This is a genomic window from Litoreibacter sp. JB4-2 (assembly GCF_055693445.1).
On the sequence record NZ_CM146334.1, the window covers coordinates 2,751,975 to 2,774,431 of the forward strand.

At 55.7% G+C, this 22,457-nt stretch carries 22 protein-coding genes; 14 read left to right on the top strand and 8 right to left on the bottom strand.

The genetic code is table 11. The annotated features are described in order from the left end of the window. Positions 1-14: 14 nt before the first annotated feature. From ACZ1G7_RS13625 to iolG, 5 genes are all read left to right on the top strand, one after another. Positions 15-794 (top strand): TIM barrel protein, encoded by a 780-nt coding sequence (locus ACZ1G7_RS13625; RefSeq protein WP_472659930.1) that lies wholly within the window; start codon positions 15-17, stop codon positions 792-794. Between the two features lie 88 nt (positions 795-882). Next, a complete protein-coding gene (locus tag ACZ1G7_RS13630) occupies positions 883-1,821 on the top strand; it encodes a substrate-binding domain-containing protein (protein ID WP_472659931.1) in 939 nt (312 codons plus the stop codon). A gap of 75 nt (positions 1,822-1,896) precedes the next feature. After that, entirely contained in the window at positions 1,897-2,970 is a 1,074-nt protein-coding gene (locus ACZ1G7_RS13635; protein WP_472659932.1) for an ABC transporter permease, read from the top strand. 11 nt (positions 2,971-2,981) lie between these two features. Further along, the gene (locus tag ACZ1G7_RS13640; protein WP_472659933.1) at positions 2,982-3,755 is read left to right on the top strand and encodes an ATP-binding cassette domain-containing protein; all 774 of its coding nucleotides are present in this window, start codon (positions 2,982-2,984) and stop codon (positions 3,753-3,755) included. After that, positions 3,756-4,757 carry an inositol 2-dehydrogenase gene (gene iolG / locus ACZ1G7_RS13645; protein WP_472659934.1) on the top strand — a complete coding sequence of 334 codons (1,002 nt, stop codon included), beginning with the start codon at positions 3,756-3,758 and terminating at the stop codon, positions 4,755-4,757. Between the two features lie 196 nt (positions 4,758-4,953). Here iolG and ACZ1G7_RS13650 read toward each other — a convergent pair whose 3' ends face one another. From ACZ1G7_RS13650 to iolD, 4 genes are read right to left on the bottom strand one after another with little or no spacing between them, the layout of a single operon-like run. Further along, positions 4,954-5,778 carry a class II fructose-bisphosphate aldolase gene (locus ACZ1G7_RS13650; RefSeq protein WP_472659935.1) on the bottom strand — a complete coding sequence of 275 codons (825 nt, stop codon included), beginning with the start codon at positions 5,776-5,778 and terminating at the stop codon, positions 4,954-4,956. Further along, complete coding sequence (locus tag ACZ1G7_RS13655; protein ID WP_472659936.1) at positions 5,775-6,617, bottom strand: 5-deoxy-glucuronate isomerase; 843 nt, start codon at positions 6,615-6,617, stop codon at positions 5,775-5,777. The genes ACZ1G7_RS13650 and ACZ1G7_RS13655 overlap by 4 nt, the downstream gene beginning before the upstream one ends. 9 nt (positions 6,618-6,626) lie before the next feature. Further along, entirely contained in the window at positions 6,627-7,610 is a 984-nt protein-coding gene (gene iolC / locus ACZ1G7_RS13660) for a 5-dehydro-2-deoxygluconokinase (protein WP_472659937.1), read from the bottom strand. 1 nt (position 7,611) lies between these two features. Next, positions 7,612-9,483: a 3D-(3,5/4)-trihydroxycyclohexane-1,2-dione acylhydrolase (decyclizing) gene (iolD, locus tag ACZ1G7_RS13665; RefSeq protein WP_472659938.1), complete on the bottom strand. Its 1,872-nt coding sequence runs from the start codon at positions 9,481-9,483 to the stop codon at positions 7,612-7,614. A gap of 121 nt (positions 9,484-9,604) precedes the next feature. Here iolD and ACZ1G7_RS13670 point away from each other — a divergent pair, with 121 nt between their 5' ends. The 3 genes from ACZ1G7_RS13670 to ACZ1G7_RS13680 are packed head-to-tail and all read left to right on the top strand — an operon-like array spanning position 9,605 to position 12,768. Next, the gene (locus ACZ1G7_RS13670) at positions 9,605-10,699 is read left to right on the top strand and encodes a Gfo/Idh/MocA family protein (protein ID WP_472659939.1); all 1,095 of its coding nucleotides are present in this window, start codon (positions 9,605-9,607) and stop codon (positions 10,697-10,699) included. A 14-nt stretch (positions 10,700-10,713) separates the two neighbouring features. Then, positions 10,714-11,601 (top strand): sugar phosphate isomerase/epimerase family protein, encoded by an 888-nt coding sequence (locus ACZ1G7_RS13675; protein WP_472659940.1) that lies wholly within the window; start codon positions 10,714-10,716, stop codon positions 11,599-11,601. A 9-nt stretch (positions 11,602-11,610) separates the two neighbouring features. After that, a complete protein-coding gene (locus tag ACZ1G7_RS13680; RefSeq protein ID WP_472659941.1) occupies positions 11,611-12,768 on the top strand; it encodes a Gfo/Idh/MocA family protein in 1,158 nt (385 codons plus the stop codon). A 55-nt stretch (positions 12,769-12,823) separates the two neighbouring features. On the opposite strand, the gene ACZ1G7_RS13685 is transcribed toward ACZ1G7_RS13680, so the two are convergent. Next, complete coding sequence (locus tag ACZ1G7_RS13685; RefSeq protein ID WP_472659942.1) at positions 12,824-13,819, bottom strand: LacI family DNA-binding transcriptional regulator; 996 nt, start codon at positions 13,817-13,819, stop codon at positions 12,824-12,826. Positions 13,820-13,906: 87 nt separating this feature from the next. Here ACZ1G7_RS13685 and ACZ1G7_RS13690 point away from each other — a divergent pair, with 87 nt between their 5' ends. The 3 genes from ACZ1G7_RS13690 to ACZ1G7_RS13700 are packed head-to-tail and all read left to right on the top strand — an operon-like array spanning position 13,907 to position 15,335. Beyond that, entirely contained in the window at positions 13,907-14,290 is a 384-nt protein-coding gene (locus ACZ1G7_RS13690; RefSeq protein WP_472659943.1) for a hypothetical protein, read from the top strand. A gap of 8 nt (positions 14,291-14,298) precedes the next feature. Further along, the gene (locus ACZ1G7_RS13695; RefSeq protein WP_472659944.1) at positions 14,299-14,811 is read left to right on the top strand and encodes a hypothetical protein; all 513 of its coding nucleotides are present in this window, start codon (positions 14,299-14,301) and stop codon (positions 14,809-14,811) included. Positions 14,812-14,846: 35 nt separating this feature from the next. After that, on the top strand, positions 14,847-15,335 hold the full coding sequence (locus tag ACZ1G7_RS13700) for a glycosyltransferase family 4 protein (protein WP_472659945.1): 489 nt from the start codon (positions 14,847-14,849) through the stop codon (positions 15,333-15,335). On the opposite strand, the gene ACZ1G7_RS13705 is transcribed toward ACZ1G7_RS13700, so the two are convergent. Continuing rightward, positions 15,332-17,509, bottom strand: a complete 2,178-nt coding sequence (locus tag ACZ1G7_RS13705) for an ABC transporter ATP-binding protein (RefSeq protein ID WP_472659946.1) — start codon at positions 17,507-17,509, stop codon at positions 15,332-15,334. The genes ACZ1G7_RS13700 and ACZ1G7_RS13705 overlap by 4 nt on opposite strands. 171 nt (positions 17,510-17,680) lie before the next feature. On the opposite strand from ACZ1G7_RS13705, the gene ACZ1G7_RS13710 reads away from it, so the two are divergent. Together ACZ1G7_RS13710 and ACZ1G7_RS13715 are read left to right on the top strand one after the other, a co-directional pair. After that, positions 17,681-18,703 carry an aspartate-semialdehyde dehydrogenase gene (locus tag ACZ1G7_RS13710; protein ID WP_472659947.1) on the top strand — a complete coding sequence of 341 codons (1,023 nt, stop codon included), beginning with the start codon at positions 17,681-17,683 and terminating at the stop codon, positions 18,701-18,703. Positions 18,704-18,767: 64 nt separating this feature from the next. Next, a complete protein-coding gene (locus tag ACZ1G7_RS13715; RefSeq protein ID WP_472659948.1) occupies positions 18,768-20,402 on the top strand; it encodes a DUF4139 domain-containing protein in 1,635 nt (544 codons plus the stop codon). 4 nt (positions 20,403-20,406) lie between these two features. On the opposite strand, the gene ACZ1G7_RS13720 is transcribed toward ACZ1G7_RS13715, so the two are convergent. Further along, on the bottom strand, positions 20,407-21,111 hold the full coding sequence (locus tag ACZ1G7_RS13720) for a hypothetical protein (protein WP_472659949.1): 705 nt from the start codon (positions 21,109-21,111) through the stop codon (positions 20,407-20,409). A gap of 109 nt (positions 21,112-21,220) precedes the next feature. Then, positions 21,221-21,868, bottom strand: coding sequence for a carbonic anhydrase (locus tag ACZ1G7_RS13725; RefSeq protein ID WP_472659950.1), 648 nt, complete (start codon positions 21,866-21,868; stop codon positions 21,221-21,223). Positions 21,869-22,020: 152 nt separating this feature from the next. On the opposite strand from ACZ1G7_RS13725, the gene ACZ1G7_RS13730 reads away from it, so the two are divergent. Beyond that, the gene (locus ACZ1G7_RS13730; RefSeq protein WP_472659951.1) at positions 22,021-22,401 is read left to right on the top strand and encodes a hypothetical protein; all 381 of its coding nucleotides are present in this window, start codon (positions 22,021-22,023) and stop codon (positions 22,399-22,401) included. Positions 22,402-22,457 lie beyond the last annotated feature (56 nt).

The window sequence follows — 22,457 nt, forward strand, 5'->3', positions numbered from 1 at the left end:
CAACTGCGCCTGGGATGGGGTTTAACGACCTTGTGTCGCTTGCCGCTAGCATAGGATGCAGCGGGATCGAGTTGCGCAATGATCTTGGTGGCGCAATTTTCGATGGCGCCTCGGCTGAGCAGGCTGGCGCAAGCGCGCGCGCCGCAGGTCTGGACATTCTTGCGATAGCCGAGATTAAGGCCTTTAACGACTGGTCGGATGACAAGGCGCGCGAGACGGAAGCGCTGCTGACAATTGCCGCGGCAAGCGGCGCCAAGGCGATCAGCCTTATTCCGCGGAATGACGGCTACGGGCTTGGCAATGGCGAACGTCAGGCCAATTTGCGTATCGCCCTGCGCGAGCTGAAACCGATGCTAGAAGCGCATAATTTGATCGGCCTCGTCGAGCCGCTCGGGTTTGAGCATTGCTCCATGCAGTACAAATCCGAGGCGGTCGAAATCATTGAAGCCTTACGTGCCGTGGACCGGATCAAGCTGATCCATGACACGTTTCATCACCATCTGGCTGGTGGCGGCCCCGTTTTTGCGCAGCACACGGCCATTGTTCACGTCTCCGGCGTTACGGATACATCCCTTTCGGTCCTTGAAATGGTCGATGCGCACCGCGTTTTGGTTGATGGAAATGACCGTCTGGGGAACTTGCCGCAGATTGGCGCGCTGATTGACGCAGGGTATCGGGGGCCGATCTCAATCGAGGCGTTTGCGCCCGAAGTGCATGCATTCACCGACCCGAAAGCAGAACTTTCGCAGTCACTTTCTTTCATCGAGTCCAGCCTTGCGGTTCTAGCTGCATGACCGGGGCGAGATGGATCAACGCCCCCGAAAACGGGGCTCCGGCGAAACAGAACTGGTGTGCCGGACACCAAATTTTGGGAGGAAGACCATGAAGAAACTTCTTATTGGCGGCGCGCTTGCCGCTTTGATGACCACATCAGCAATAGCACAAGACATCGGCGCGACATTCTCGCGTTTTGATGACAACTGGTTGACTGTTCTGCGTAACGGCATGACCGAATATGCCGCGACAATTGATGGCCTGAACTACCAGCAAGAAGATGCGACCGACGATCTGGCAAAGCAAATTGACCAGGTCAAAAACTTCGTTGCGAACGGCGTTGATGCGATCATCGTGAACATCGTCGACACATCTGCGGGTGCGGCTGTTTCGGCTGCGGCTGGCGACACACCACTCGTCTACGTCAACCGTGAGCCTGACAACGTAAACGAACTGCCACCGACCCAAGCGTTCGTGGCGTCCAACGAGATCGAGTCCGGCACGTTGTCGGCATTTGAGGTCTGTAAAAACCTGCGCGCAGCTGGCAAAGCTGGCGGAGCACGCGGCTACCTGATGAACGGTCAGCTTTCGAACCAAGCGGCTGTTCAGCGTTCCAAAGACGTGCATGACGTGATCGGCATGGACATGTGTAACTTCATGACCATCATCGATGAACAAACTGCAAACTGGTCGCGCGATGAAGCGCAAGACTTGATGACCAACTGGATGTCTTCCGGCGAGCCGTTTGACTTCGTTCTGGCCAACAATGACGAGATGGCTATCGGCGCGATCCAGGCGATGAAGGCTGCTGGCATGGACATGGCTGACGTGCAGGTTGGCGGTGTTGACGCATCTCAGGACGCTTTGCTGGTGATGGCCGCTGGTGACTATGACGTCACAGTTTTCCAAGACTCTGTTGGTCAAGGCACAGGCTCCATTGATGCGGCGATCAAGCTGATCAATGGCGAGAAAGTGGACCAGAAGGTCTACATCCCGTTCAAGCTGGTTACACCTGCGAATATGGGCGACTTCCTCGACAAAAACTAAGTCGAATTGCAAGACACGGGGCGGCGCTTTTGTGCCGTCCCGACCTACCTAAGCGCTGAACAGGGAATGGCACCAATGACAGATACCAGCCACGGCACTGGCGGGCTAACCTTCGACAAAACCAAGAAATCCTGGCCCAACGAGCTGAACATCCTTTTCGCGCTTTTTGTGATTATCGCGATCTTCGAACTTCTTGGGCAGACGCTGCCCTACATGAACGATCAAAGCTTCCTGTTCGACACAAGGGACCGTTTTGACAGCATCTTTAACGAGGCGCGACTACAGATCATTATCCTGCAGGTCGCCATTATCGGCATTATTGCGCTTGGGGTGACGCAGGTCATTATTACTGCGGGGATTGACCTAAGTTCCGGCCCCTTGGTCGCCGCCACTGCCATGATTGCTATGAGTTTCGCACAGACCGAGCTTGTCAATGGCTTTCCAAACCCGAAAGCGCTCTTTGGTATATGGGCCATGGATTTGCCTGTCCTCGTCCCGGTCATTGTGGGTTTGGCCTTTGGCGCATTTATCGGCGCCATCAATGGCGTGTTTATCGCCTATATGCGGATCCCACCTTTTATCGCGACATTGGGCATGTTCCTGATTTGCCGTGGCATCGCGCTCTGGTGGTCTGGCGGTAACCCGATCTCCTTCCCGACTGAAAGTTTCAAATTCATCGGCTCCGGCATGATGCCGGTTGTCTGGTTCTTGTCACTTGCAGTCATATTCCACGTGATCATGCGCTACACAGTCTATGGCAAACACACCTACGCGATTGGCTCGAATGAGGAAGCCGCGCGTATGTCGGGCATCAATGTGAAACGCCACAAGGTGACGGTCTACATGATCGCCTCAATGCTCGCGGCTTTCGCGGGCGTCGTCCTCGCCGCCAAGAGCGAAACCGCGCAGGCTGGTATGGGGGAATTTTACGAACTCTTCGCAATCGCCATGGCCGTCATCGGTGGCATCTCTTTGCAAGGTGGTCGTGGCTCGATCATTGGCACAGTATTGGGCGCGATGGTTTTGGGCGTCATTCGCTCTGGTTTTACCTACATCAAACTGGACGGGTCCTATCAACTGATGGCCATGGGCGGCATTATCATCGCAGCGATCCTGTTTGACCAATACCGACAGCGAAATCGGGCTTAGGAGATACTGACATGAGCGATATTGTTCTAAAGACCGAAAACCTGACCAAGCATTACGGCGGTGTTCACGCGTTGGTCGGTGCCAACTTCGAGATGAAAAAGGGCGAACACGTCGCCATCATGGGCGACAACGGCGCGGGCAAGTCCACTTTCGTGCGCCAGATTACCGGCGTTGAACAGCGAACCAGTGGCAAGGTTTCTCTGTACGGTGAGGAGGTGAATTTTTCAGGCCCGCTTGAAGCCCGCGAAGCCGGCATTGAAACTGTGTTCCAGACATTGGCTTTGGCGGATGACCTCGATGTGCCCGACAACCTGTTTCTGGGCCGCGAGATCACCAAGTTCAACTGGCTCGGGCCGTTCCGCTTTCTCGATTATAAGGCTATGCGTCAGGCGACGATGGAGGGGCTTGTGAAGACAGGTGTTAAGATCCCGAACATCCGCAACTCCATCCAGAACATGTCTGGTGGGCAGCGTCAGTGCGTTGCAATTGCGCGTACCGCGACTTTTGCCTCCAAGCTGACCATCATGGACGAGCCGACTGCAGCTTTGGGCGTGCAGGAGACGGCGCAGGTGGAGAATATCATCCGCACGTTAAAAGAGGCGGGCGAGCCCTTAATCCTCGTCTCTCACAACATGCGGCAGGTGTTTGATCTGGTGGATCGTATCATCGTTTTCCGTCGGGGTCGGATAGTGGCAAACCTTCGGAAAGAGGAAACCGACGGCCAAGACGTGGTGGCCTATATCACTGGCGCCAAGACGGGCGCGGAATATGAAGGTGCGGCCTAGATGATCAGGTTTGGAGTGCTGGGTGCCGGACGCATCGGGCAGGTGCATGCGCAAGCGATTGCCTCGGTGCGTGGCGCCGAGTTTGCCGCACTTTCAGAGCCGGTGGAGGCTGTCGCCAACCAGGTTGCGGCTGAATATGGGTGCGATTTGCGCAGCATCGAACAGATCGCGGCCTCCGACGATATCGACGCCGTTGTGATCTGCACGCCGACTGATACCCATGCGGACCTAATCGAGCAGTTCTGCAAGGCTGGCAAGGCCGTGTTTTGTGAGAAGCCGATTGATCTGCATTTGGGGCGGGTCAAGGCCTGTTTGGATGTCGTTGCCGAAACCAACGGCACTCTGATGCTCGGGTTTCAGCGCCGGTTTGACCCAGATTTCAATGCGCTGAGAGCGGCGATTGATGACGGCAAGATTGGCGAGGTGGAGATGGTGACGCTCACCTCTCGCGACCCCGGCGCGCCGCCTTTGGACTATATCGACCGCTCGGGCGGTATCTTTCGCGACATGACGATCCATGATTTCGATGTTGCCCGATGGATGCTGGGGGAGGAGGTTGAAACGGTTTACGCCTCCGCTTCGGTTCTCACGAACCCCAAGATCGGGGAGCATGGTGACTATGACAGCGCCAATGTCACGATGCGTACGGCAACGGGCAAACACTGCACGATCACCAATAGCAGACGCGCTAGCTATGGGTATGATCAGCGGATCGAGGTGCATGGCTCAAAAGGCTCTGTTTCAGCGGAAAACACGTTGGAGGCGAATATTACTGTCGCTGATAAGGATGGCTATCATCGCCCCCCGACGCTGGACTTTTTCATGACACGCTACACGGCGGCCTACGCCAATGAGATTGCGGCTTTTGTGAAGGCGGTTGGCGATGGTGCCCCGCCGCCGACCACGGGTGAGGACGGGTTGCGCGCGCTCGCTATGGCCGAGGCGGCACTTTTGTCGATCAAGGAGCGGCGCGAAGTCCGGATGTCGGAGATTCTGGGGTGAAAGGCTTCGATTTCGACCATCCCTTTTTTGACCCGTTGTGGCGGCGGGTTGCGACATTTGCGGTTTGCATTGGCTGGGGGCTGCTCGAATTCTCAAACGGAAATACGTTTTGGGGCGCGCTTTTTTGGGGGCTTGGCGGATGGGCTGGATACAACTTCTTTATCCAGAACCCGCATCGTGAAGGACCGAAAGAAGACTAGCGCAGGCCTGCCAGCACTTTTCGCGCCGCAGTGACCATAGGCGCATGTGTGTCCCGCAAGATTTGCACGCGGTCGAAACGTTTTTCATCCGATCCTAGGCTGTCACGTAAGGCGGCGCCAAAGGCAATTCGCAGCTCTGTTCCGATGTTGAACTTGCAAATGGCGGAACCTGTCGCCAGTTCTTTGCGCTGCGCAAGCGGCACGCCCGAGCCGCCATGGATCACAAGCGGTACATCGGTCACCGCTTCAATGGCGCGGATGCGTTCCATGTCCAGCCCGGCGCCCGCGTCTTCCTGCAGGTGCACATTTCCGACTGAGATCGCCATGGCGTCGACACCTGTTTCGCGCGCGAAGATTTCGGCTTCACTCGGGTCTGTTCCTGCCGATCTCTCCCCATTTGCGTAGCCGACAAAACCGATCTCGCCCTCGCAGGAGATACCCGCGTTGTGCGCCATCTCCACTATTGCCGCGGTCTCGTCGATATTTTGTTGCAAAGGCTTCCGTGAGCCGTCGAACATGAGCGAGGTGAAGCCGCTTTCCAGCGCTTCCTTACACTCTTCAAACGTGTAGCCGTGATCCAGATGGGCCACGACGGGTACGCTGACCTCATCTGCCAGATGTTGGAACATTGCGCCCAGAACGGGCAACGGCGTGTGTTCGCGGCATCCTGGCCCGGCTTGCAAGATGACGGGGCAGCCCTCAGCCTCCGCTGCGTAGGCATAAGCGCGCATATCTTCCCAGCCGAGGCACACCAATCCGCCAACTGCATAACCGTCCTTCAAGGCGGGTTGGAGGACCTCCGCGAGTGTGGCCAGTGTCATTTAAACTTCGCGATCATGTCTTTGATGCCGGGGATCGTTTCCAACTGATCGGCGTGCGAAGGCTGGAAATATTGGATCAGGCTGCGCTGCGACAACCCGCCCAGGATCGTGAAGTAATACATTTCATAACCCGGTAGCACCGCGCAGGGATGGTAACCGCTATCGAGGCAAATCGTGGAGCCGTCGACAATGTGATAGGCGTCGCCCGGCTTGCCGTCTTGCCGTTGCAGCATCTGAACGCCTGAGCCGTGGTCGGGTTTGAAGCGAAAATTATAGGTCTCATCATGACGTGTTTCTATCGGAAGACGGTCTGTGTCATGTTTGTGGCTTGGAAAGCCCGACCATCCGCCGGCCCCGACCGTGAACAGTTCGCTCACCAGAAGTCGGCCCACCTTGTCGTGGTATTTTGTGCCTAGGATATGCTTGATTTTGCGATGTGTCTTCGTGTCATCAGAGCCATATTGCACATGGTCAAGCTCGTCGGAGCGCACGGCGAAAGGCTCCAAAGTTTCGTCGTAGCGCGCACCTGCAATGAAAGCCTCCGTATCATCGGAGGTACAGACGAAGGTGGTTTTTGCGCCTGACGGTACATAAACGCCTTCAGGCTCTCCGCCCCAAACATCGCCGACGCGACCGCCGATCCCGTCAGCTTTGAAACCCTCGATTTCGACATTCACGCTGCCAGTTGCAGGCACGATACAGGTCTCATAGCCCGGCACCTGGTATTCGAACGCTTCGCCCTTCTTAAGCTTCACAATATTGAAATAGTTGAGCGGGACGGTGCTGTCGTCGATATCAACGATGGGTTTGTTTTGGTTGTCGAAAGGGGCGATATGCATGGGGTCCTCTTACGGTTGGCTTGGGCCGGGGTGGGCGTTCAAAAATGTCTCTAATTCTGCCAAATCGGGCAATGCAGGTGCGCATCCGGGTTTGCCGACGACGATTGCCGCGCAAGCCGAACCGCGATGGATTGCGTCCTTTAGATCATGCCCTGCCGCAATGGCGGCCATCAAACCGGCCATGAAACTGTCGCCGGCGCCTGTGGGCTTCAAAGCCTCGACTTTGTAGATGCCAGTTGTGATCACGTGGTCGTCAGCATAGGTCACTGCGCCTTTTTCGCCCATTTTGTAGATCACGATGCTGGCCGAACTGTTCGCCAATTCCTGTGCCTTGGCCTGGCCTGTCGCGATGTCGCCTGCCATAAAACCGAATTCTTCATCGTTCCCCACGATCATATCAGCCAAAGCGCCTGCGCGACTGAGCACGTCTTGTGCAACCTGCGGGGATGGCCAGGAATAGGGTCGATAGTCGATATCAAAGATGATCGGTAAACCGGCCTCACGGGCTAGATCAAACGCCCGGAAAGCTGCGCTGCGCGAGGGTTCCGCCGCGAAAACCGTACCTGCGGTGATTAAAGCGCCATATGCGCCATAGTCCAATGCTTCGACGTCTTCGACGGACATTTCGAAATCTGCGGCGCCGTTGCGATAAATCACGGATTGATGCTCTTCGACGCGCGTTTCATAGACGGCAAGCGAGTTGCGAAATTCGCCGCCAACGGGGCGCACGTGTTTGCGCCCAACGCCGTAAGACTCCAGCTGGCTTGTGCAAAACCTGCCGACGCTGTCGTCTGATACACATGTCACCAGGTCAGCTTTGCCGCCGAACCGGCAAATTCCAGCTGCTGTGTTTGCCGCTGATCCGCCCAGGCCAGATCGAAATTCGATTGCGTCTTCAGTTCTTGTGCCGGGTGGGTGCGGGAATACATCCATCCCTGCGCGGCCAATAACCAGAAAATTGTTCTGCTTTATGCCGTCAAGAAGCGCACTCATCTCAGACGCCCCTTCGTTGTTTGGAGCGGCTGCTTTCCCAGTCTTCATGAGCGGTTTTGACCTTGGGGTTGTCGGTCACATGTGGCGTTCCAACTTCCCACCATGTGTGGCCCTGATCGGTCCAACCTTCATAGGGGTCGACCTGCATGACGATGACGGATGTTTTGTCCGCCGCTCTTGCGCGTTTGAACGCGTCGCCCAATTCCGCTGGGTTAGATACAGTTTCGGCATTCGCGCCCATGGATCGGGCATGCGCTTCGAAATCGACGCCAAACGCCTCGGGTACGGTTGGCGTGTCAGCGATCAGGTTGTTGAAACTCTCGTTGCCAGTGTTGTTTTGCAGTTTGTTGATGACCGCGAAGCCGCCATTGTCCAACACCAGTAGAATCATCTTCTTGCGGGTCAGAACGGAGCTGTAGATGTCCGAATTCATCAAAAGGTAAGAGCCGTCGCCGCAAAATACGATCGTGTCCTGATCGGGCTCATGCTCGGATTGCGCGATACGCGCGCCCCAGCCGCCGGCGATTTCATACCCCATGCAAGAAAACCCAAATTCTACGTCCACGGTTCCGATATCGAGGGTGCGCCAATTCGCTGTGACCTCCGCCGGTAAACCACCCGCCGCAGCGACAACGCGGTCGCGCGGGTCGCAAAGGGCGTTCACCACACCGATGGCTTGCGCATAGGAATTCGGGCGATTGCCGGGTGCAACATTCTCAGCCACGTAGCTGTCCCAGCGCGCGCGTTCTGCTTGGGCATGGGTCGTCCAGCTTTCGGGCGCTTTGTAGCTGCCAAGGGCTTTGCCAATGGCAATCAGCCCAAGCTTTGCGTCGCCGACCACTGGCAGGCTTCGGTGTTTTCCTGCATCGTGACGCGCGGCGTTGAGCGAAATGATCTGCGCATCTTTCGCGAACGCGGTCCAAGAACCTGTTGTGAAGTCCTGCAGCCGGCACCCTACAGATAAAATGACATCAGCTTCCGCTGCGATTGCATTGGCCGAGTCCGACCCCGTCACACCAACCGGCCCAATATTGAGCGCATGTTCATTGGTGAAATTCGCGCGCCCGGCTATGGTTTCGATCACCGGAATTTCGTGCGTTTCCGCGAAAGCCGTCATCTCCGCGACAGCGCGGGAGTATTGGACCCCACCACCAGCGATCACCACAGGGCGCTTGGCAGATTTCAGAAGTTTCGCGGCTGCCATGACTTCAGCTTCATCTGCGCTTTGGCGACGAATATAGTGCAACTTTTCTTCAAACATCTCGATTGGGAAGTCATAGGCCCAACCTTGAACATCCTGCGGCAGGCCCAAGAAGGCGGGTCCACAATCTGCGGGGTCCAGCATAGTCGCAATCGCGGCGGGCAGCGACTGGATCACCTGCGCCGGATGTGTGATGCGGTCCCAGAATCGCGACACCGCTTTGAACGCATCGTTTACGCCCAGTGTCGGGTTGCCGAAATGCTCCAATTGCTGCAGCACCGGGTCGGGCAAGCGGGTCAAAAACGCGTCGCCGCAGAGCATTAACATCGGAAGCCGGTTTGCATGTGCCAAAGCTGCAGCGGTTAGCAAATTCGCAGTACCCGGCCCGGCCGAGGCCGTGCAGAACATAAACCGCTGTCTAAGATGGTATTTTGCATATGCGGCGGCGGCGAACCCCATGCTTTGTTCATTTTGCCCGCGATATAGGGGCAGTTCATCCTTGTGATCGTAAAGGGCCTCACCAAGGCAGGTGACATTCCCATGTCCGAAAATACCAAAACCGCCGCCGCAGAGGCGCGTCTTTTTCCCATCAATTTCAATGTACTGGGCAGCCAGATACCGAATGATAGCCTGCGCTGTTGTAAGACGAACAGTTTCGGATGTTTTGCTCACCTGTTTGCTCCCTGTAGCACAAAGATCTCTAAATCAGTCGAATGCCCTATTGACCTGACGGTCGACAGCAGGATAACCATTTTGCAACCGGTTGCAAACCGTTTTTGGAGGAACGCCCGACATGTCTGAAATCGGCATTGGGATTATTGGTGGTGGCTACATGGGTAAGGCCCATGCGGTTGCTATGTCATCCGTTGCGTCTGTGTTCGGGACTCAGCTTCGACCGCGCCTTGAGGTGGTCGCGGCCTCTAGCCAGGCGTCCGCAGAACGCTACCGCCAAGCGTTCGGGTTCCGCCGCGCGGCGGTGGATTGGCGCGATTTGATCGAAGATCCCACTGTTCAGGCGATCGTAATTGCGTCGCCGCAAGGAACACATCGCGAAATCGCGGAGGCCGCGTTTGCGCGTGGCTTGCATGTGCTGTGCGAAAAGCCATTGGGTGCCTCCGTTGCGGATAGCGAGGCGATGGTGGCCGCAGCAAAGGCCAGCGGATGCCGTAATATGGTCGGTTTTAACTATGTCAGAACACCGGCAACGCAATACGCCCGACAGCTGATTGCGGAGGGGCGGATCGGTGATGTGACCTATTTTCGGGGTGAGCATACCGAAGACTTTGACGCCGATCCGAATGGCCCAGCGACATGGCGCAGCCAGGGCGTGTCAAATGGTACGATGGGCGATCTGGCGCCGCATATGATCAACGCGGCGCATGCTTTGTTGGGCCCGATTTCTAAGTTGATCGCCGAAGTGGAGACAGTTCACAAAACCCGCGACGGGGTCGCTGTGACCAATGATGACCAGGCGCAAATCATGTGCCGATTTGAGAATGGTGTGATGGGAAGCATGTTCTTCAGCCGCGTCGCGACAGGCCGAAAAATGGGCTACGCCTATGAGCTACATGGAACGAAGGGCGCCATACGTTTTGATCAAGAAGATCAGAATGCTTTGTGGCTCTATTTGGCAGAAGGGCCCGAAGCAGAACGCGGTTTTCGCAAAGTACTGACCGGCCCCGAACACCCGGATTATCTGGGGTTTTGCCAAGGGCCAGGGCATGGGACAGGGTATCAGGATCAAATCATCATTGAAGCTAAGGATTTCCTCACAGCGATTGCCTCTGGTGAGGATATTTGGCCCAGTTTTGAAGAGGGCTTAAACGTAAACAAGGTGGTCCATGCGGCGCTCGCATCGAGTGCGGCGAATGCTTGGGTGACGGTCTAGTCGGGAATAGAAACATGATCAAAATTGGCAATGCTCCATGTTCGTGGGGCGTAGAATTTGCGAATGACCCACGTAATCCGACGTGGCGGACAGTCCTGAAAGAGAATGCGGAAGCAGGCTACAAAGGCATCGAGCTGGGCCCCGTCGGCTTCATGCCGGAGGACGTGTCGTTGCTAGCAGACGCACTCTCCGAGGCTGATCAAACCTTGATCGGTGGTGTTGTTTTTCGCGCCTTTCATGACCCTGACCAATGGGATGATGTGATGGATGGCGCAGTGCGAACATGTCAGGCTTTGAAGGCGCACGGTGCTGAACATCTCGTGTTGATCGACTCGATTGCCGCAGGCCGCGCGCCTACCGCGGGCCGCGCTGACGAGGCGGAGCAGATGGGCAAAGAAGAATGGACTGCATTCCGCGACAAGATCGCAACAATCGCCAAAATGGGGTCGGAGGAGTACGGGTTAACGGTTGGTATCCACGCTCATGCTGGCGGTTTCATGGATTTCGAACCTGAGCTTGAACGTCTGTTGAGCGAGGTCGATGAATGCATCTTGAAAATCTGTTTTGACACAGGCCACCACTCCTATGCGGGCTTCGACCCAGTGGCTTTTATGACGCGCCATATGGATCGGATCAGCTACATGCATTTCAAAGACATCGATCCAAAGGTGAAGGCCGATGTCGTTGCTAATCGTACGGATTTTTACAAAGCCTGTGGGCAAGGTATTTTCTGCAATCTCGGCGACGGCGATGTCGACTTTCCGGCTGTGCGTCAGGTGCTTGTCGATGCGGAATTTGAGGGATGGTGTACTGTTGAACAAGACTGCGATCCGCTACTTGACCCAGACCCGCTAGGGGACGCGAAAAAGAACCGTGGTTATCTGCAATCCATCGGCTTTTGAGGTGCTGACATGACACGTTTGAATTGGGGAATGATTGGCGGCGGCGAAGGATCTCAGATTGGGCCCGCGCATAGGCTTGGGGCCGGTCTCGACGGAGATTTCTCAATGGTTGCAGGGGCTTTGGATTATAACCCGGACGCAGGACGTGCCTATGCGCAGCGCCTTGGGATCGCTGAGGATCGCGCCTATGGGGACTGGAAGGACATGCTCGCGGGCGAAAGCGCGCGCGAAGATCGCATTGATTTGGTCACAGTCGCGACGCCAAACGCAACCCATTTTGAGATCACAAAAGCCTTCCTTGAAAAGGGGTTTCACGTGCTCTGCGAAAAACCCATGACCATGACAGTCGAAGAGGGTGAGGAGATCACAAAAATCGCCGCTGCATCGGGTAAAATTTGCGCTGTGAATTATGGTTATTCTGGCTATTCATTGGTTCGGCATATGCGGGCGATGGTCGCGCGTGGGGACTTGGGAGCCGTGCGTGTTGTGGTCGCTGAGTTTTCGCATGGGCACCACGCCGATGCGGCGCAGGCGGACAATCCCCGCATACGCTGGCGGTATGATCCGGCGCAAATGGGTGCTTCCGCACAGTTTGCTGATTGCGGCATTCACGCGATGCACATGGCGTCCTTTGTGACCGGACAAGAAGTCGAAAAACTCTCCGCAGATTTCGCGTCAACGATCACCAGCCGTGAGCTTGAAGACGATGCAATGGTCAACTTCAGAATGACTGGTGGGGTCGTTGGTCGGCTTTGGACTTCTGCCGTTGCTGTGGGTCGGATGCATGGTTTGACGATTCAGGTCTTTGGCGAAAAGGGTGGATTGCGTTGGGCGCAAGAGCAACCAAACCAGCTGTATTGGACGCCTACGAACGGTCGAGTTCAGGTGATCGAGCGGGGTGAGGCAGACCTTTCGCCCGAGGCGGATCGTGCGACGCGTGTGACCATAGGCCATGCTGAAGGGATGCCTTTGGCTTTCGCGAACATTTATTCCGATTTGGCCGAAGTGATCCGGGCTGAGAAAGAAGGTCGAGCCCCCGATCCAGCAGCAACCCACTACCCAAAAGCGGTCGATGGGTTACGGTCAATGGCAGCTGTGCATGCCTGCGTTGCATCCGCCAAAAACAATGGGGAATGGGTTAACGCCACTCCGCATTCGTTAACCTGAATTCGAAAAGCGGCATACATACCTCGAACAAGCTCCTTCGTGTAGATTGATGATATTAGCTGGGCTTTAAGGTCTCTCGTTCGACGATATGACATGGGAAAAGCCGGGCCTCTGGATAGCGGTTGGGATCGTCCATCATCGCAGTGACGAGCTCAATTGATGAGGCGATGATCTGCTGAATGGGTTGGTGGATCGTTGTTAACCCAATGTTGTTCCAACCTGCCATTTCCATGTCGTTCAAACCGATCAAGCCGATGTCTTCTGGCGTCTTCAACCCGGCAGATTGGATCGCGCTGAGCGCCCCGATTGAAAGCACGTCATCGCCGCAGAAATATGCGTGGGCAGGTCCGGTTTTGATTAGCTTCGCCATTTCCGATCGCCCTGCTTGGAAACTATAAGCGGTCGCGAAACTATGTGTTTGGCTGACACCAGGGGTCGTCCGTACGATTTCCAGGAAGCCGGACAGCCGATCTTGCGTCGAGGTGGCCTGTTCCGGTCCGCCCATGAAAGCCAGCTTGCGATACCCGCGTTCAACAAGGGTGCGTGCGGCCATGCGACCGCATTCAACGTTGTCGATTCCAACGACATGCACGTCCGGGCTGGTCGTGTGTCGACCAAAAGAATTGACGACGGGCATGCCGGCATCGAGGAAGGATTTTGCGAAACTTGGTGGCAGCGTTGACGATGCGACGATCACCCCATCGACAGAATACTGCCGCAGCAAATTGAGCGCCTGATCGCGGTCTTTCTGATGCGATAGATTGACTAGCAACGGCCGGAGCCCGCGTTCTTGTAAACCTTGTGTGAAAAGGTCGAATACCTCCAAAAAAATCGGGTTGTGGAAGTTGTCAGACACCAGCCCAATAAGCTTTGTACGCCCTGTCGTGAGCGACGACGCAAGCGCATTGGGGCGGTAGCCAAGCGCCGACGCGGCCTTTTGAACCTTGGCACGCGTTTTGGCGGAGACGGAGGCACCTTCGGTGAAAGTCCGCGAAACGGCGGAGCGCGACACGCCCGCCCGCAGGGCAACTTCTTTGAGGGTAACGGCCATGGGTGCTCCTAAAATTCAGCGGTATCGTAGCAAAGATTTGCAAAATCCTGCAACCGGTTGCATCATCTTTTGCAAAGGAGTGGCGCGATGTATGCGGAAGACAGCTTTTTCACCTTGGGTACCGGAGGCCGCATTGGGCTCATTTGCCTATCGCTGGCTCTGTTCGCGATGTGTTTATGGCTGGTCTGGTACGGCACTGAAGGTTTGAAACGGGTGTGGCGCGTCTTGCTGGCGCTCGGCATATTTTGGGCGTTTTTGTGGGTGTCTCCGCAAGTCTATTACATCTTCTACCTCATTCTGAACGATGGATTGCCGTGGCAAATCGTGATCCAGCGACCGCCAGATCCGTTGAAATTGATACGGATCATGACCTTCACTGATCGTGTGACGCTGACAGAACATGGGCAAGGGATGATGGCTTGGGCGTTGGTGGTTCTGGCGCTCTTGCGGCGAAGGTCTAAGGCGGGCTAGGTGGCGGTATGAGCGCGTCGCCAGAGCTATATGTCACTAATTTCAACCCAAATTTTACGGGTGTTTCGGCGACGATTGCCGGAGTTGTGACAGCCCAGACGTTCGATCTGCGTTTGGTTGGGGAGGCCCTACCGGGATGTCCTGCGCCAATTACTCGGGCGGACGCGCAGCGTTTGTCGCAAACTGCCCCAAAAGCTCGTCCGTTTGCGATTTGGCATGTGCGGCGCAACACTGAAATGCGCACGGGGATCTGGGTGCGGGACGTGCTGCGTAGGCCCGTAAAGCTGGTTTTTACTAGCGCGGCGCAACGCCGGCATTCGGCGTTTCCACGTTGGTTGATTTCGAAGATGGATGCGGTGATCGCTACGACCGATGAAGCTGCGAGCTTTGTGCCCCACGTGAAGGCTGTCGTGCCGCATGGAGTTGATACAGAACGCTTTTTTCTGACCCTGATCGTGTGTCGGCTTGGAAAGCCCTTGGCTATGGTGGCACGCGTGGTGTGGCCTGCGTTGGACGGATAAGGGCGGAAAAAGGGACAGATCGCTTCGTTGACGCCATGCTGCGAATATTGCCCGAGCAGCCCGACGTGACAGCGTTGGTGATCGGGCAAGCAAGCGGACGGGATCAAGGTTTCTTGGACGGGTTGAGACAGAAAGTGGCGTCGGCTGGATTGTCGGAACGTTTGCTCTTCGTAGGTGAGATCGAGGGAAAGCGGATGCCAGACGTCATGCGCGCTTTGTCGCTTTTGGTGCCGCTGCCACGTTATGAAGGCTACGGTATGACGCCGCTTGAAGGGATGGCCTCGGGTGTGCCGTTTGTGGCCACTGATACGGGTTATTTCAAAGCATTCTCCGGGCAATGTCGCGCCGGTTTGGTGGTCGCGCCGGATGAGGCGGCTGATGCAGTGAACACGCTTCTGTCGGAGCCCGCGAGATTGGACAAGATGAGTGCCGAAGCCAGACAAATTGCATGTGAAAGCTATGGTATTCAAACCGAGGTCGACGGCATCGCCGGTGTTTATGAGGGGCTTTGGGCGGGAGGCTAGCCGCGCTGCAAAGCAGATGCGGGGGTATCCGCCGCGCTCACATATCGCCCGTTGGGCAGTTGTTTTGCGAGTGCCTCATTGCGCGTCAGTACACGATGAAATTTCTTGCAAAATTTGCGTGCTTTGCTGCGACCATCATGAGCGATCAAGGACAGGTTCGCCTTAAGGAAAGGGCGGGGCAAGAACGCTCCAGCGCCCTCGGAGATGATAAGGTGATCGGTCCCTTCCATATCGGCCACGGTGCCATGCAACAATCGTTCTGGCCGTCCTAGTGGCCATTCCAATGTGTCCAACGGCACAAGTCCGAGGCGCAATCCGGGGCGCTGGGTTATTGGCAGAATAGCAATTGCTGCGTCGGTATTTGGCGCCGTCGCAAAGGCAGGCAGTTCAGGCCGTGCGTCGGGTGTACGGAACTGCAACTCATGCAAATTGGCGTAGATGCCACCTGCATTCATCAAGGCGTCATGATCCCCGGCCTCAGACATGCTGCCATTGTCCAGGACGATGATTTGATCAGCATTGCGAATGGTTGAAAGCCTATGCGCAATGATCAAAGTGGTGCGGCCCTGTGCGAGCCGGTCGAGTGCGTTTTGCACGACTTTTTCGGACTCCGCATCAAGCGCTGACGTGGCTTCATCTAACAACAGGATCGGTGTGTCGCGCAACAAAGCGCGCGCAATGGCGACGCGCTGACGTTGGCCGCCAGACAGGTTGGATCCACGCGGCCCAACTTGGGTGTCTAGACCGTCGGGTAGGTTTGAGAGAAACTGGCTGACATTGGCTGCGTCGAGCACCTCTTGCAGGCGGGCGTCACTGACGTCTTTGCGGCCCAGTACGATGTTTTCACGCAACGTCTCATCAAAAAGCAAAGCCTCCTGGCTGACGACAGAAAAAAGCGCGCGCAACTGTTCGAGTTTCAGGTCAGTTGTGGCGGTTTCGCCAATTTTTACATTACCAGACTGGGCATCAATCAGGCGGGTGAGCACGTTGAACACCGTACTTTTGCCCGCGCCAGACTGCCCGACCAAGGCCGTGGTGGTGCCATTGGGGACGGTGAAGCTAAGATCGTTCAGCACGGGAAGGTCGCCATATGCGAGCGATACGTTTTCGAAGCTGACGGAGTTATCTTTCGGTAGCTCGACGGTGCCTGAAGCTGCGTCTTTGACCTCTGGCTGGGTGTCCATCAACCCAAAAATACGTGCCAGACTGGCTTGCATCACCTGCCAATAGCCAGCGACATCGGCGAGCCTGCGCAATGGCTGAAATGCCAATGACATCGCCGCGAAAAAAGACATGAACTGACCGACGGTTTTCTCCCCACTGGCGATTTCTGGCCCGCCATAAAGCAAGACGCAGAAAAAGCCGAAACCCACCGCGATGTCGACAAGGCTTGGCACCGTGGCTTGGCCTGCGGTCGTTTTTACTGACGACCTTACCCAGTGGCGCGATAGCTCGGAAAAGTGGCCGGTCTGATAGGTTTCCATCCGGTTCAGTTTGATCGGCGTGATACCGTGGAAAATCTCGTCTAGCCTGGTGGTGCGGCGGCCCGCAATTTCCCGTAGTTGGTGGCTTTTGCGTCGGATATAGCGCTGCACGATAATTGACGGCATCAGCAAGATAGGCGCACCGACGACTGCAATCGCGGCCCATTTCCAATCAATGGAGATCGCGACGGCCATCAATGAGATCAACGAAATTGCGTCGCGCCCGGCCCCAGTGATGATGATGTTCCAAAGGCTTTGGATCGAACTGACATCGCCTTGCACCCGTTCAATCAAAGCGCCCGGCGATGACTTGGAGTGGAATCCGTTATCTAGATCCAGAGTGTGCCCCAGAAGATCGACTTGTAGCTCGGTCGAAGCAATCAAAGATGTGCGGGTCATCAACACGCGTTGCGCGAGTCCACTAAAGGCGCGGACGACGAACAGCGCAAAAATCGCGATTGCCACAAGGAATGCTTTGTCTGTTTGACCCTCGACAAAGACCACATCGAACATCGGTTGCAGCATGTAGCTGAGCAGGCCCAGCGTGCTGCCTTCGATGACCATCAAAAGCATGGCCAGCACAATCCATCCAAGATGCTTGTGTAGATACCCGCGCCAAAGTCGGCCAAACAGCTGAGTGGCCGGTTGAGACGAGATGGAAAGGGCTTGATCGGGCGCCTGAATTTGCAAGTTTACCTGCCTTTTTGCGGCGTCAGCGCCGAATTGGTGGTCACATTTAGCGTGATTGCGCCATTTGCGGCAAGCTTGCCCGCGCAATAGGGGTTTTAACCGGTGTCACATGGGGGTATGCAGCCGCGTCCGCAAGGACATTTCTTAAAACTCCAAAGGACCCTTAGGATCATGGGCTATAAAGTCGTCGTCGTTGGCGCCACAGGCAATGTGGGCCGCGAAATGCTGAATATCCTGGCCGAACGCCAGTTTCCCGTAGACGAGATCGTCGCGCTTGCGTCGCGCCGCTCGCTTGGTACGGAGGTCAGTTTTGGCGACACCACGCTCACGACGAAGGACTTGGATACGTTTGATTTTACTGGCTGGGATATCTCGCTTTGGGCCGTTGGCTCAGAGGCTACAAAGAAATATGCGCCGAAATCTGCGGCAGCAGGTTGCGTTGTCATCGATAACTCGTCGCTATACCGCTACGACCCAGAGATCCCGCTGATTGTTCCAGAGGTGAACCCAGACGCGATTGAGCAGTATTCAAACAAGAATATCATCGCGAACCCGAACTGCTCGACCGCGCAGATGGTTGTCGCGTTGAAGCCATTACATGACCGTGCCACGATCAAACGCGTTGTTGTGTCGACCTATCAATCGGTGTCGGGTGCCGGCAAGGATGGGATTGACGAGCTTTGGGATCAGACCAAATCGATCTACAACCCAACAGATGATAAGCCGCCGAAAAAGTTCCAAAAGCAAATCGCGTTTAACGTGATCCCGCAGATCGACGTTTTCATGGATGGTGGTGACACCAAGGAAGAATGGAAAATGGTCGCGGAGACGAAGAAGATCGTCGATCCGGCGATCAAAGTCACAGCAACATGCGTACGCGTGCCGGTCTTTGTGGGTCATTCCGAAGCGGTGAATATCGAATTCGAGGATTTCCTTGACGAAGACGAAGCGCGCGACATCCTGCGTGAAGCGCCCGGCATCATGGTGATCGATAAGCGTGAAGATGGCGGCTATGTCACGCCAATCGAATGTGTCGGCGACTTCGCGACGTTCATTTCGCGCATCCGGCAGGATGTGACGATTGAAAATGGGCTGAACCTGTGGTGCGTATCGGACAACCTGCGCAAAGGTGCTGCGCTGAACGCCGTACAAATCGCAGAGCTACTTGGCAATCGGGTGCTTAAAAAAGGCTGACTTGCCTAATTGTATGAGACATTGAAGACTGGGCCTCAGATCGCATTGATTTGAGGCCCTTTTCATGTTGCGCACTGCATTTATTCTGGCAACCGGTTTGCTTTCGGCTCCCGGTTTGGCCGCTGATTTTCAAGTCAACGCACCGGTTCTGGCCGCAAAGATCTACCCGCAGGGCGCGACATTAACGCGGGCGTTCTTGGTCGATCTACCCGCCGGTACGCATCGTGTTTTGCTACCGATGCCACGCGGAATGCGGTTCGATACGCCGCCGCAGATCGGCGGGTTGGGCGATTTGAAAGTGGGCGCTTTCGAGGTTTTGCCGGGCCATTTTGTTGATGCCGAACGCGTCTATTCACCGGCACAAACCTTGGCATTGGAGGCCAAGCGCGCAGCCGAGGATGAATTACAAACCGTGCGGGACCAGCTATCCCGGCTACAGGCAGCGGTCGCGTCTGATGAGGCGCGGATTGCCTTTCTGACCTCAGTCACCGCGAGTACCGAAAGTGGTTTGAAAGCCGCCGATATCCGCGAAATCGGTGATATGTTGGGGCAAGAGATGGCCGCCGCCCAGCTTGCCTTGCAGCAGGCAATCGAGGCGGCGCGGTTAGGCGAGACTGCTGTAACAGAAGCAGAACTTTTGCTCGCGCAGGCCAAACGAGATTTGGACCGACTGACGCCGCCTATGGCCCCCGTTGATATTTTGGCGATTACGCTCGATGCGCCGGATGCCATTTTTGCGAATTTGACGATGACTCATCTGGTGTCTGAGGCGTCTTGGCGACCGAGTTATGTGATGAATTTGGATCGCGGCCAGGGGGTTGTCGAGATTGAGCGCAAAGTCGTTGTTTCCCAGTGGACGGAAGAGCTTTGGTCAGACGTTGCATTGACGCTTTCGACGGCTGACCCGTTTGCACAGATTTCGCCCCAACCAGTTGAGCCGCGTGGCGCCTTTCTGGCTGATCTGTCACGACGCGGCAGCGTGTCGTCCTACAGTGGCAAATCCCGTGACGATACAGCTGCGCCCGAGCTCGCGGAAGCCTTGATTGTGGAAGAGCGCGCCGTGCTGCAACTTGAGGGTGAAAGCGTTCGGTACGACTACCCGCAACCTGTCAGCATTTCCTCCGGCGGTGCCGCATTGGCACTCACTCTCGATGAAACTGTCTTGGAGGCGGACGTGTTCAACAGAGCCGCCCCGCGCTTCGACCGGACGGCTTTCACGATCGCCCGGCTGCGCAACAGCCTGTCAGAGCCCCTTTTGCCGGGCGATGTGCAAGTGATGCGCGACGGTGTTTATGTTGGCCAATCCGCAGTAGCGCTCATACCAGCGGGTGGGGATGCGGAGTTGTCATTTGGACCTCTTGAGGGCATTCGATTGGGCTTTGAATTGCTCGACAATGATACGGGTGACCGCGGTCTCTTGAGCTCCTCCAACACTCGGCAACAAAATATGGAATTCACCGTCGAGAACCTGACGACAGAAACCAAGAGTGTTGAAACACTGTTTGCGCTGCCCTTCGCCGAACAAGAAGATTTAGAACTTGGCGTTGCTGCGCGCCCAGCGCCGGATGAAGGCGATTTTGACCAAAAACGCGGCGTCGGACGTTGGGACCTAGAGCTGGAGCCGGGACAAAAAACAACTGTGCGCATTCGCGTGGGCTTTACGTGGCCTGAAGGATCAGAACTCTTGTGGCAGCCGTGACAGCCTAAAAACTAAATTCGTCAATAGCGGGATCGTCTGGCAAGTCATCTTGATTTTGTGTGTCTTCGTGTTCGGCAAGTGGGATAAGCGGGATGGTTTCTGACAGAATATCGTCGCTTTGAAACTCCATCTCTGTGAGCCCGGGGTTTGCCACTTCGGCGTCGAAAGGCTGCAAGAATGCGAAACTGTCAGTTTCGCTCGTGTCGTCTTCGAACAATTTCAGCAAGACGCCACGGATCTCGACACTGGGGATCTTATCTAACGCAATCTGGAAGGATCCGTCTGTGTCCTGCGTGTCGACCAGGGCGAATTTAGATGCGCTTAGAAACGCATTCGCCTGCGCAGGGCTAGACAATGTGGGTAGCGGGCTTTGGTCAACGCAAAAGACTTGATCTCGCCAACCTTCGGCATCTGAAAAGACCAGGTTGAGAACGCGCGAGGTGCTACTTTCACCTTCGACACCCCAAGTTAGGTCAAACAGCTCGATTCGATCCGGCAATTGCCCATCATTGAGATGAGTGCCATCTAAAATCAGGTTGTAGTCGCTCAGAGAAACCTCGGCTGCCCCTGGTCTGCTTCCCACATAGCTGCAATCCAGCGTCGACATGCCCAAAGAGGATACGATCTGCACCTCAGAGTGTTGTATGTCTTCAACCATATGCGCTTCATTTGAGCGCATTTGATATCCGCTGATAGTGAACGTTGCCATCGGCCAACCCTTTACTGAACGGGTTGGACCTTAATCCGCGATTTCTGAACGCAGTTTAAACGCGAGGGCGATTGCGACGCATTTCTAGCCTTAACTTTAGTCAAAGTGCTCAGACAGGTATGAAACCCGTTGCAGGGGTGTAGTTTTCCAACGTGCCTTCGCCAGTATTGGTCCAAAGCGCATGCAGGCTAAGATGTCCGCTCTCAACAGCAGAATTAACGAACGGAAATCCAAGGAGGTTTTCGAGCGAGACCAGAACGGCTTCCTTTTCAAGGGCCCGTTTGCGAGCGGCGTTATCTTCGAGATGTTGAACACGCTCATAACCCGGGCGCAGAATATCCATCCAGCGGCCAATGAAACTCGTGTCTTGTTCCAGTTCAGGCGCACGTCCCGCGCACATTTCATGGCACCCTTCGACGCCGCCGCAATTGGAATGCCCAAGAACAATAATATGCGCTACTTTCAACGCTGTAACGGCATATTCAACAGCTGCGGATGTGCCATGATGATCAGAACCCGGCTTGAATGGCGGAACTAGGTTGGCGATATTGCGGTGAATGAAGAACTCCCCTTGGGTGGCGCCCAAAAGCGAGATCACATCAACCCGACTGTCGCAGCAGGAAATGATCATTGCACGAGGGTTTTGCCCCTCTTCGGCAAGGTGGCGGTACCACGTTTCGTTCTCGGCATAAGTGGTTGCTTTCCAACCGTGATAACGCTGCACTAAAATGCCTGGTAGCGGCTTGGCCAAATGCATAGCTCTGTCCCGTTCTCGTTCTTTGGCGGCGAAACTAGATAAGAATTTCAAATAATTCGAGCGGTAATTGGATTCCGCTGAAAGACTTTCTTCATGCCACTATTGCAATGAGGCTCCGGAAAGGTGCGCATGGGGCGCGGAATGGGACGAGCGTGGGACAATTGTCGAAACTGTCTGTAACAGAACCGGTGCGCGTGGATGGCGACCGGCTGGTCGAGCTTTGGGTCAGCATGGGCCAAGCCCGGGCGGAGGAGATGATCGGACTTTCCGTAGACAATCTCTGGCGTGGGCTTGAGGCGCTTGCCGGAGCGCATAGGCGACACGAATATGAAGTGATGGCTGAACAGGCACGAGGCTTGTCGCAGATTGCTGACAATCTGGGTCTGTGGCTTTTTGCAAAGGTTGCAAGGGATGTTGAAGCTTGTGCGCGTCGTGCGGATGCTCCGGCATTGGCGAGTTGTTTAAACCGCCTGCAACGTGTGGCTGGGCAATCGATCAATTCGGTATGGGATTTGTGTGACATCACCAGCTAGCGCAGCGCGACGGCGCTTGCACCTATGGTCGCGCCCGCTACGCTGGGGCAAATCCA

Excerpts from the sequence above, each read along its gene's own strand:
- ACZ1G7_RS13640 (WP_472659933.1), top strand. The coding sequence starts at position 2,982 with ATGAGCGATATTGTTCTAAAGACCGAAAACCTGACCAAGCATTACGGC.
- ACZ1G7_RS13670 (WP_472659939.1), top strand. The coding sequence starts at position 9,605 with ATGTCTGAAATCGGCATTGGGATTATTGGTGGTGGCTACATGGGTAAG.
- iolG (WP_472659934.1), top strand. The coding sequence starts at position 3,756 with ATGATCAGGTTTGGAGTGCTGGGTGCCGGACGCATCGGGCAGGTGCAT.
- ACZ1G7_RS13725 (WP_472659950.1), bottom strand. The coding sequence starts at position 21,868 with ATGCATTTGGCCAAGCCGCTACCAGGCATTTTAGTGCAGCGTTATCAC.
- ACZ1G7_RS13695 (WP_472659944.1), top strand. The coding sequence starts at position 14,299 with ATGAGCGCGTCGCCAGAGCTATATGTCACTAATTTCAACCCAAATTTT.
- ACZ1G7_RS13635 (WP_472659932.1), top strand. The coding sequence starts at position 1,897 with ATGACAGATACCAGCCACGGCACTGGCGGGCTAACCTTCGACAAAACC.
- iolC (WP_472659937.1), bottom strand. The coding sequence starts at position 7,610 with ATGAGTGCGCTTCTTGACGGCATAAAGCAGAACAATTTTCTGGTTATT.
- ACZ1G7_RS13720 (WP_472659949.1), bottom strand. The coding sequence starts at position 21,111 with ATGGCAACGTTCACTATCAGCGGATATCAAATGCGCTCAAATGAAGCG.
- ACZ1G7_RS13630 (WP_472659931.1), top strand. The coding sequence starts at position 883 with ATGAAGAAACTTCTTATTGGCGGCGCGCTTGCCGCTTTGATGACCACA.
- ACZ1G7_RS13625 (WP_472659930.1), top strand. The coding sequence starts at position 15 with ATGGGGTTTAACGACCTTGTGTCGCTTGCCGCTAGCATAGGATGCAGC.
- ACZ1G7_RS13700 (WP_472659945.1), top strand. The coding sequence starts at position 14,847 with ATGCTGCGAATATTGCCCGAGCAGCCCGACGTGACAGCGTTGGTGATC.
- ACZ1G7_RS13650 (WP_472659935.1), bottom strand. The coding sequence starts at position 5,778 with ATGACACTGGCCACACTCGCGGAGGTCCTCCAACCCGCCTTGAAGGAC.
- ACZ1G7_RS13675 (WP_472659940.1), top strand. The coding sequence starts at position 10,714 with ATGATCAAAATTGGCAATGCTCCATGTTCGTGGGGCGTAGAATTTGCG.
- ACZ1G7_RS13685 (WP_472659942.1), bottom strand. The coding sequence starts at position 13,819 with ATGGCCGTTACCCTCAAAGAAGTTGCCCTGCGGGCGGGCGTGTCGCGC.
- ACZ1G7_RS13680 (WP_472659941.1), top strand. The coding sequence starts at position 11,611 with ATGACACGTTTGAATTGGGGAATGATTGGCGGCGGCGAAGGATCTCAG.
- ACZ1G7_RS13715 (WP_472659948.1), top strand. The coding sequence starts at position 18,768 with ATGTTGCGCACTGCATTTATTCTGGCAACCGGTTTGCTTTCGGCTCCC.
- ACZ1G7_RS13710 (WP_472659947.1), top strand. The coding sequence starts at position 17,681 with ATGGGCTATAAAGTCGTCGTCGTTGGCGCCACAGGCAATGTGGGCCGC.
- ACZ1G7_RS13690 (WP_472659943.1), top strand. The coding sequence starts at position 13,907 with ATGTATGCGGAAGACAGCTTTTTCACCTTGGGTACCGGAGGCCGCATT.
- ACZ1G7_RS13655 (WP_472659936.1), bottom strand. The coding sequence starts at position 6,617 with ATGCATATCGCCCCTTTCGACAACCAAAACAAACCCATCGTTGATATC.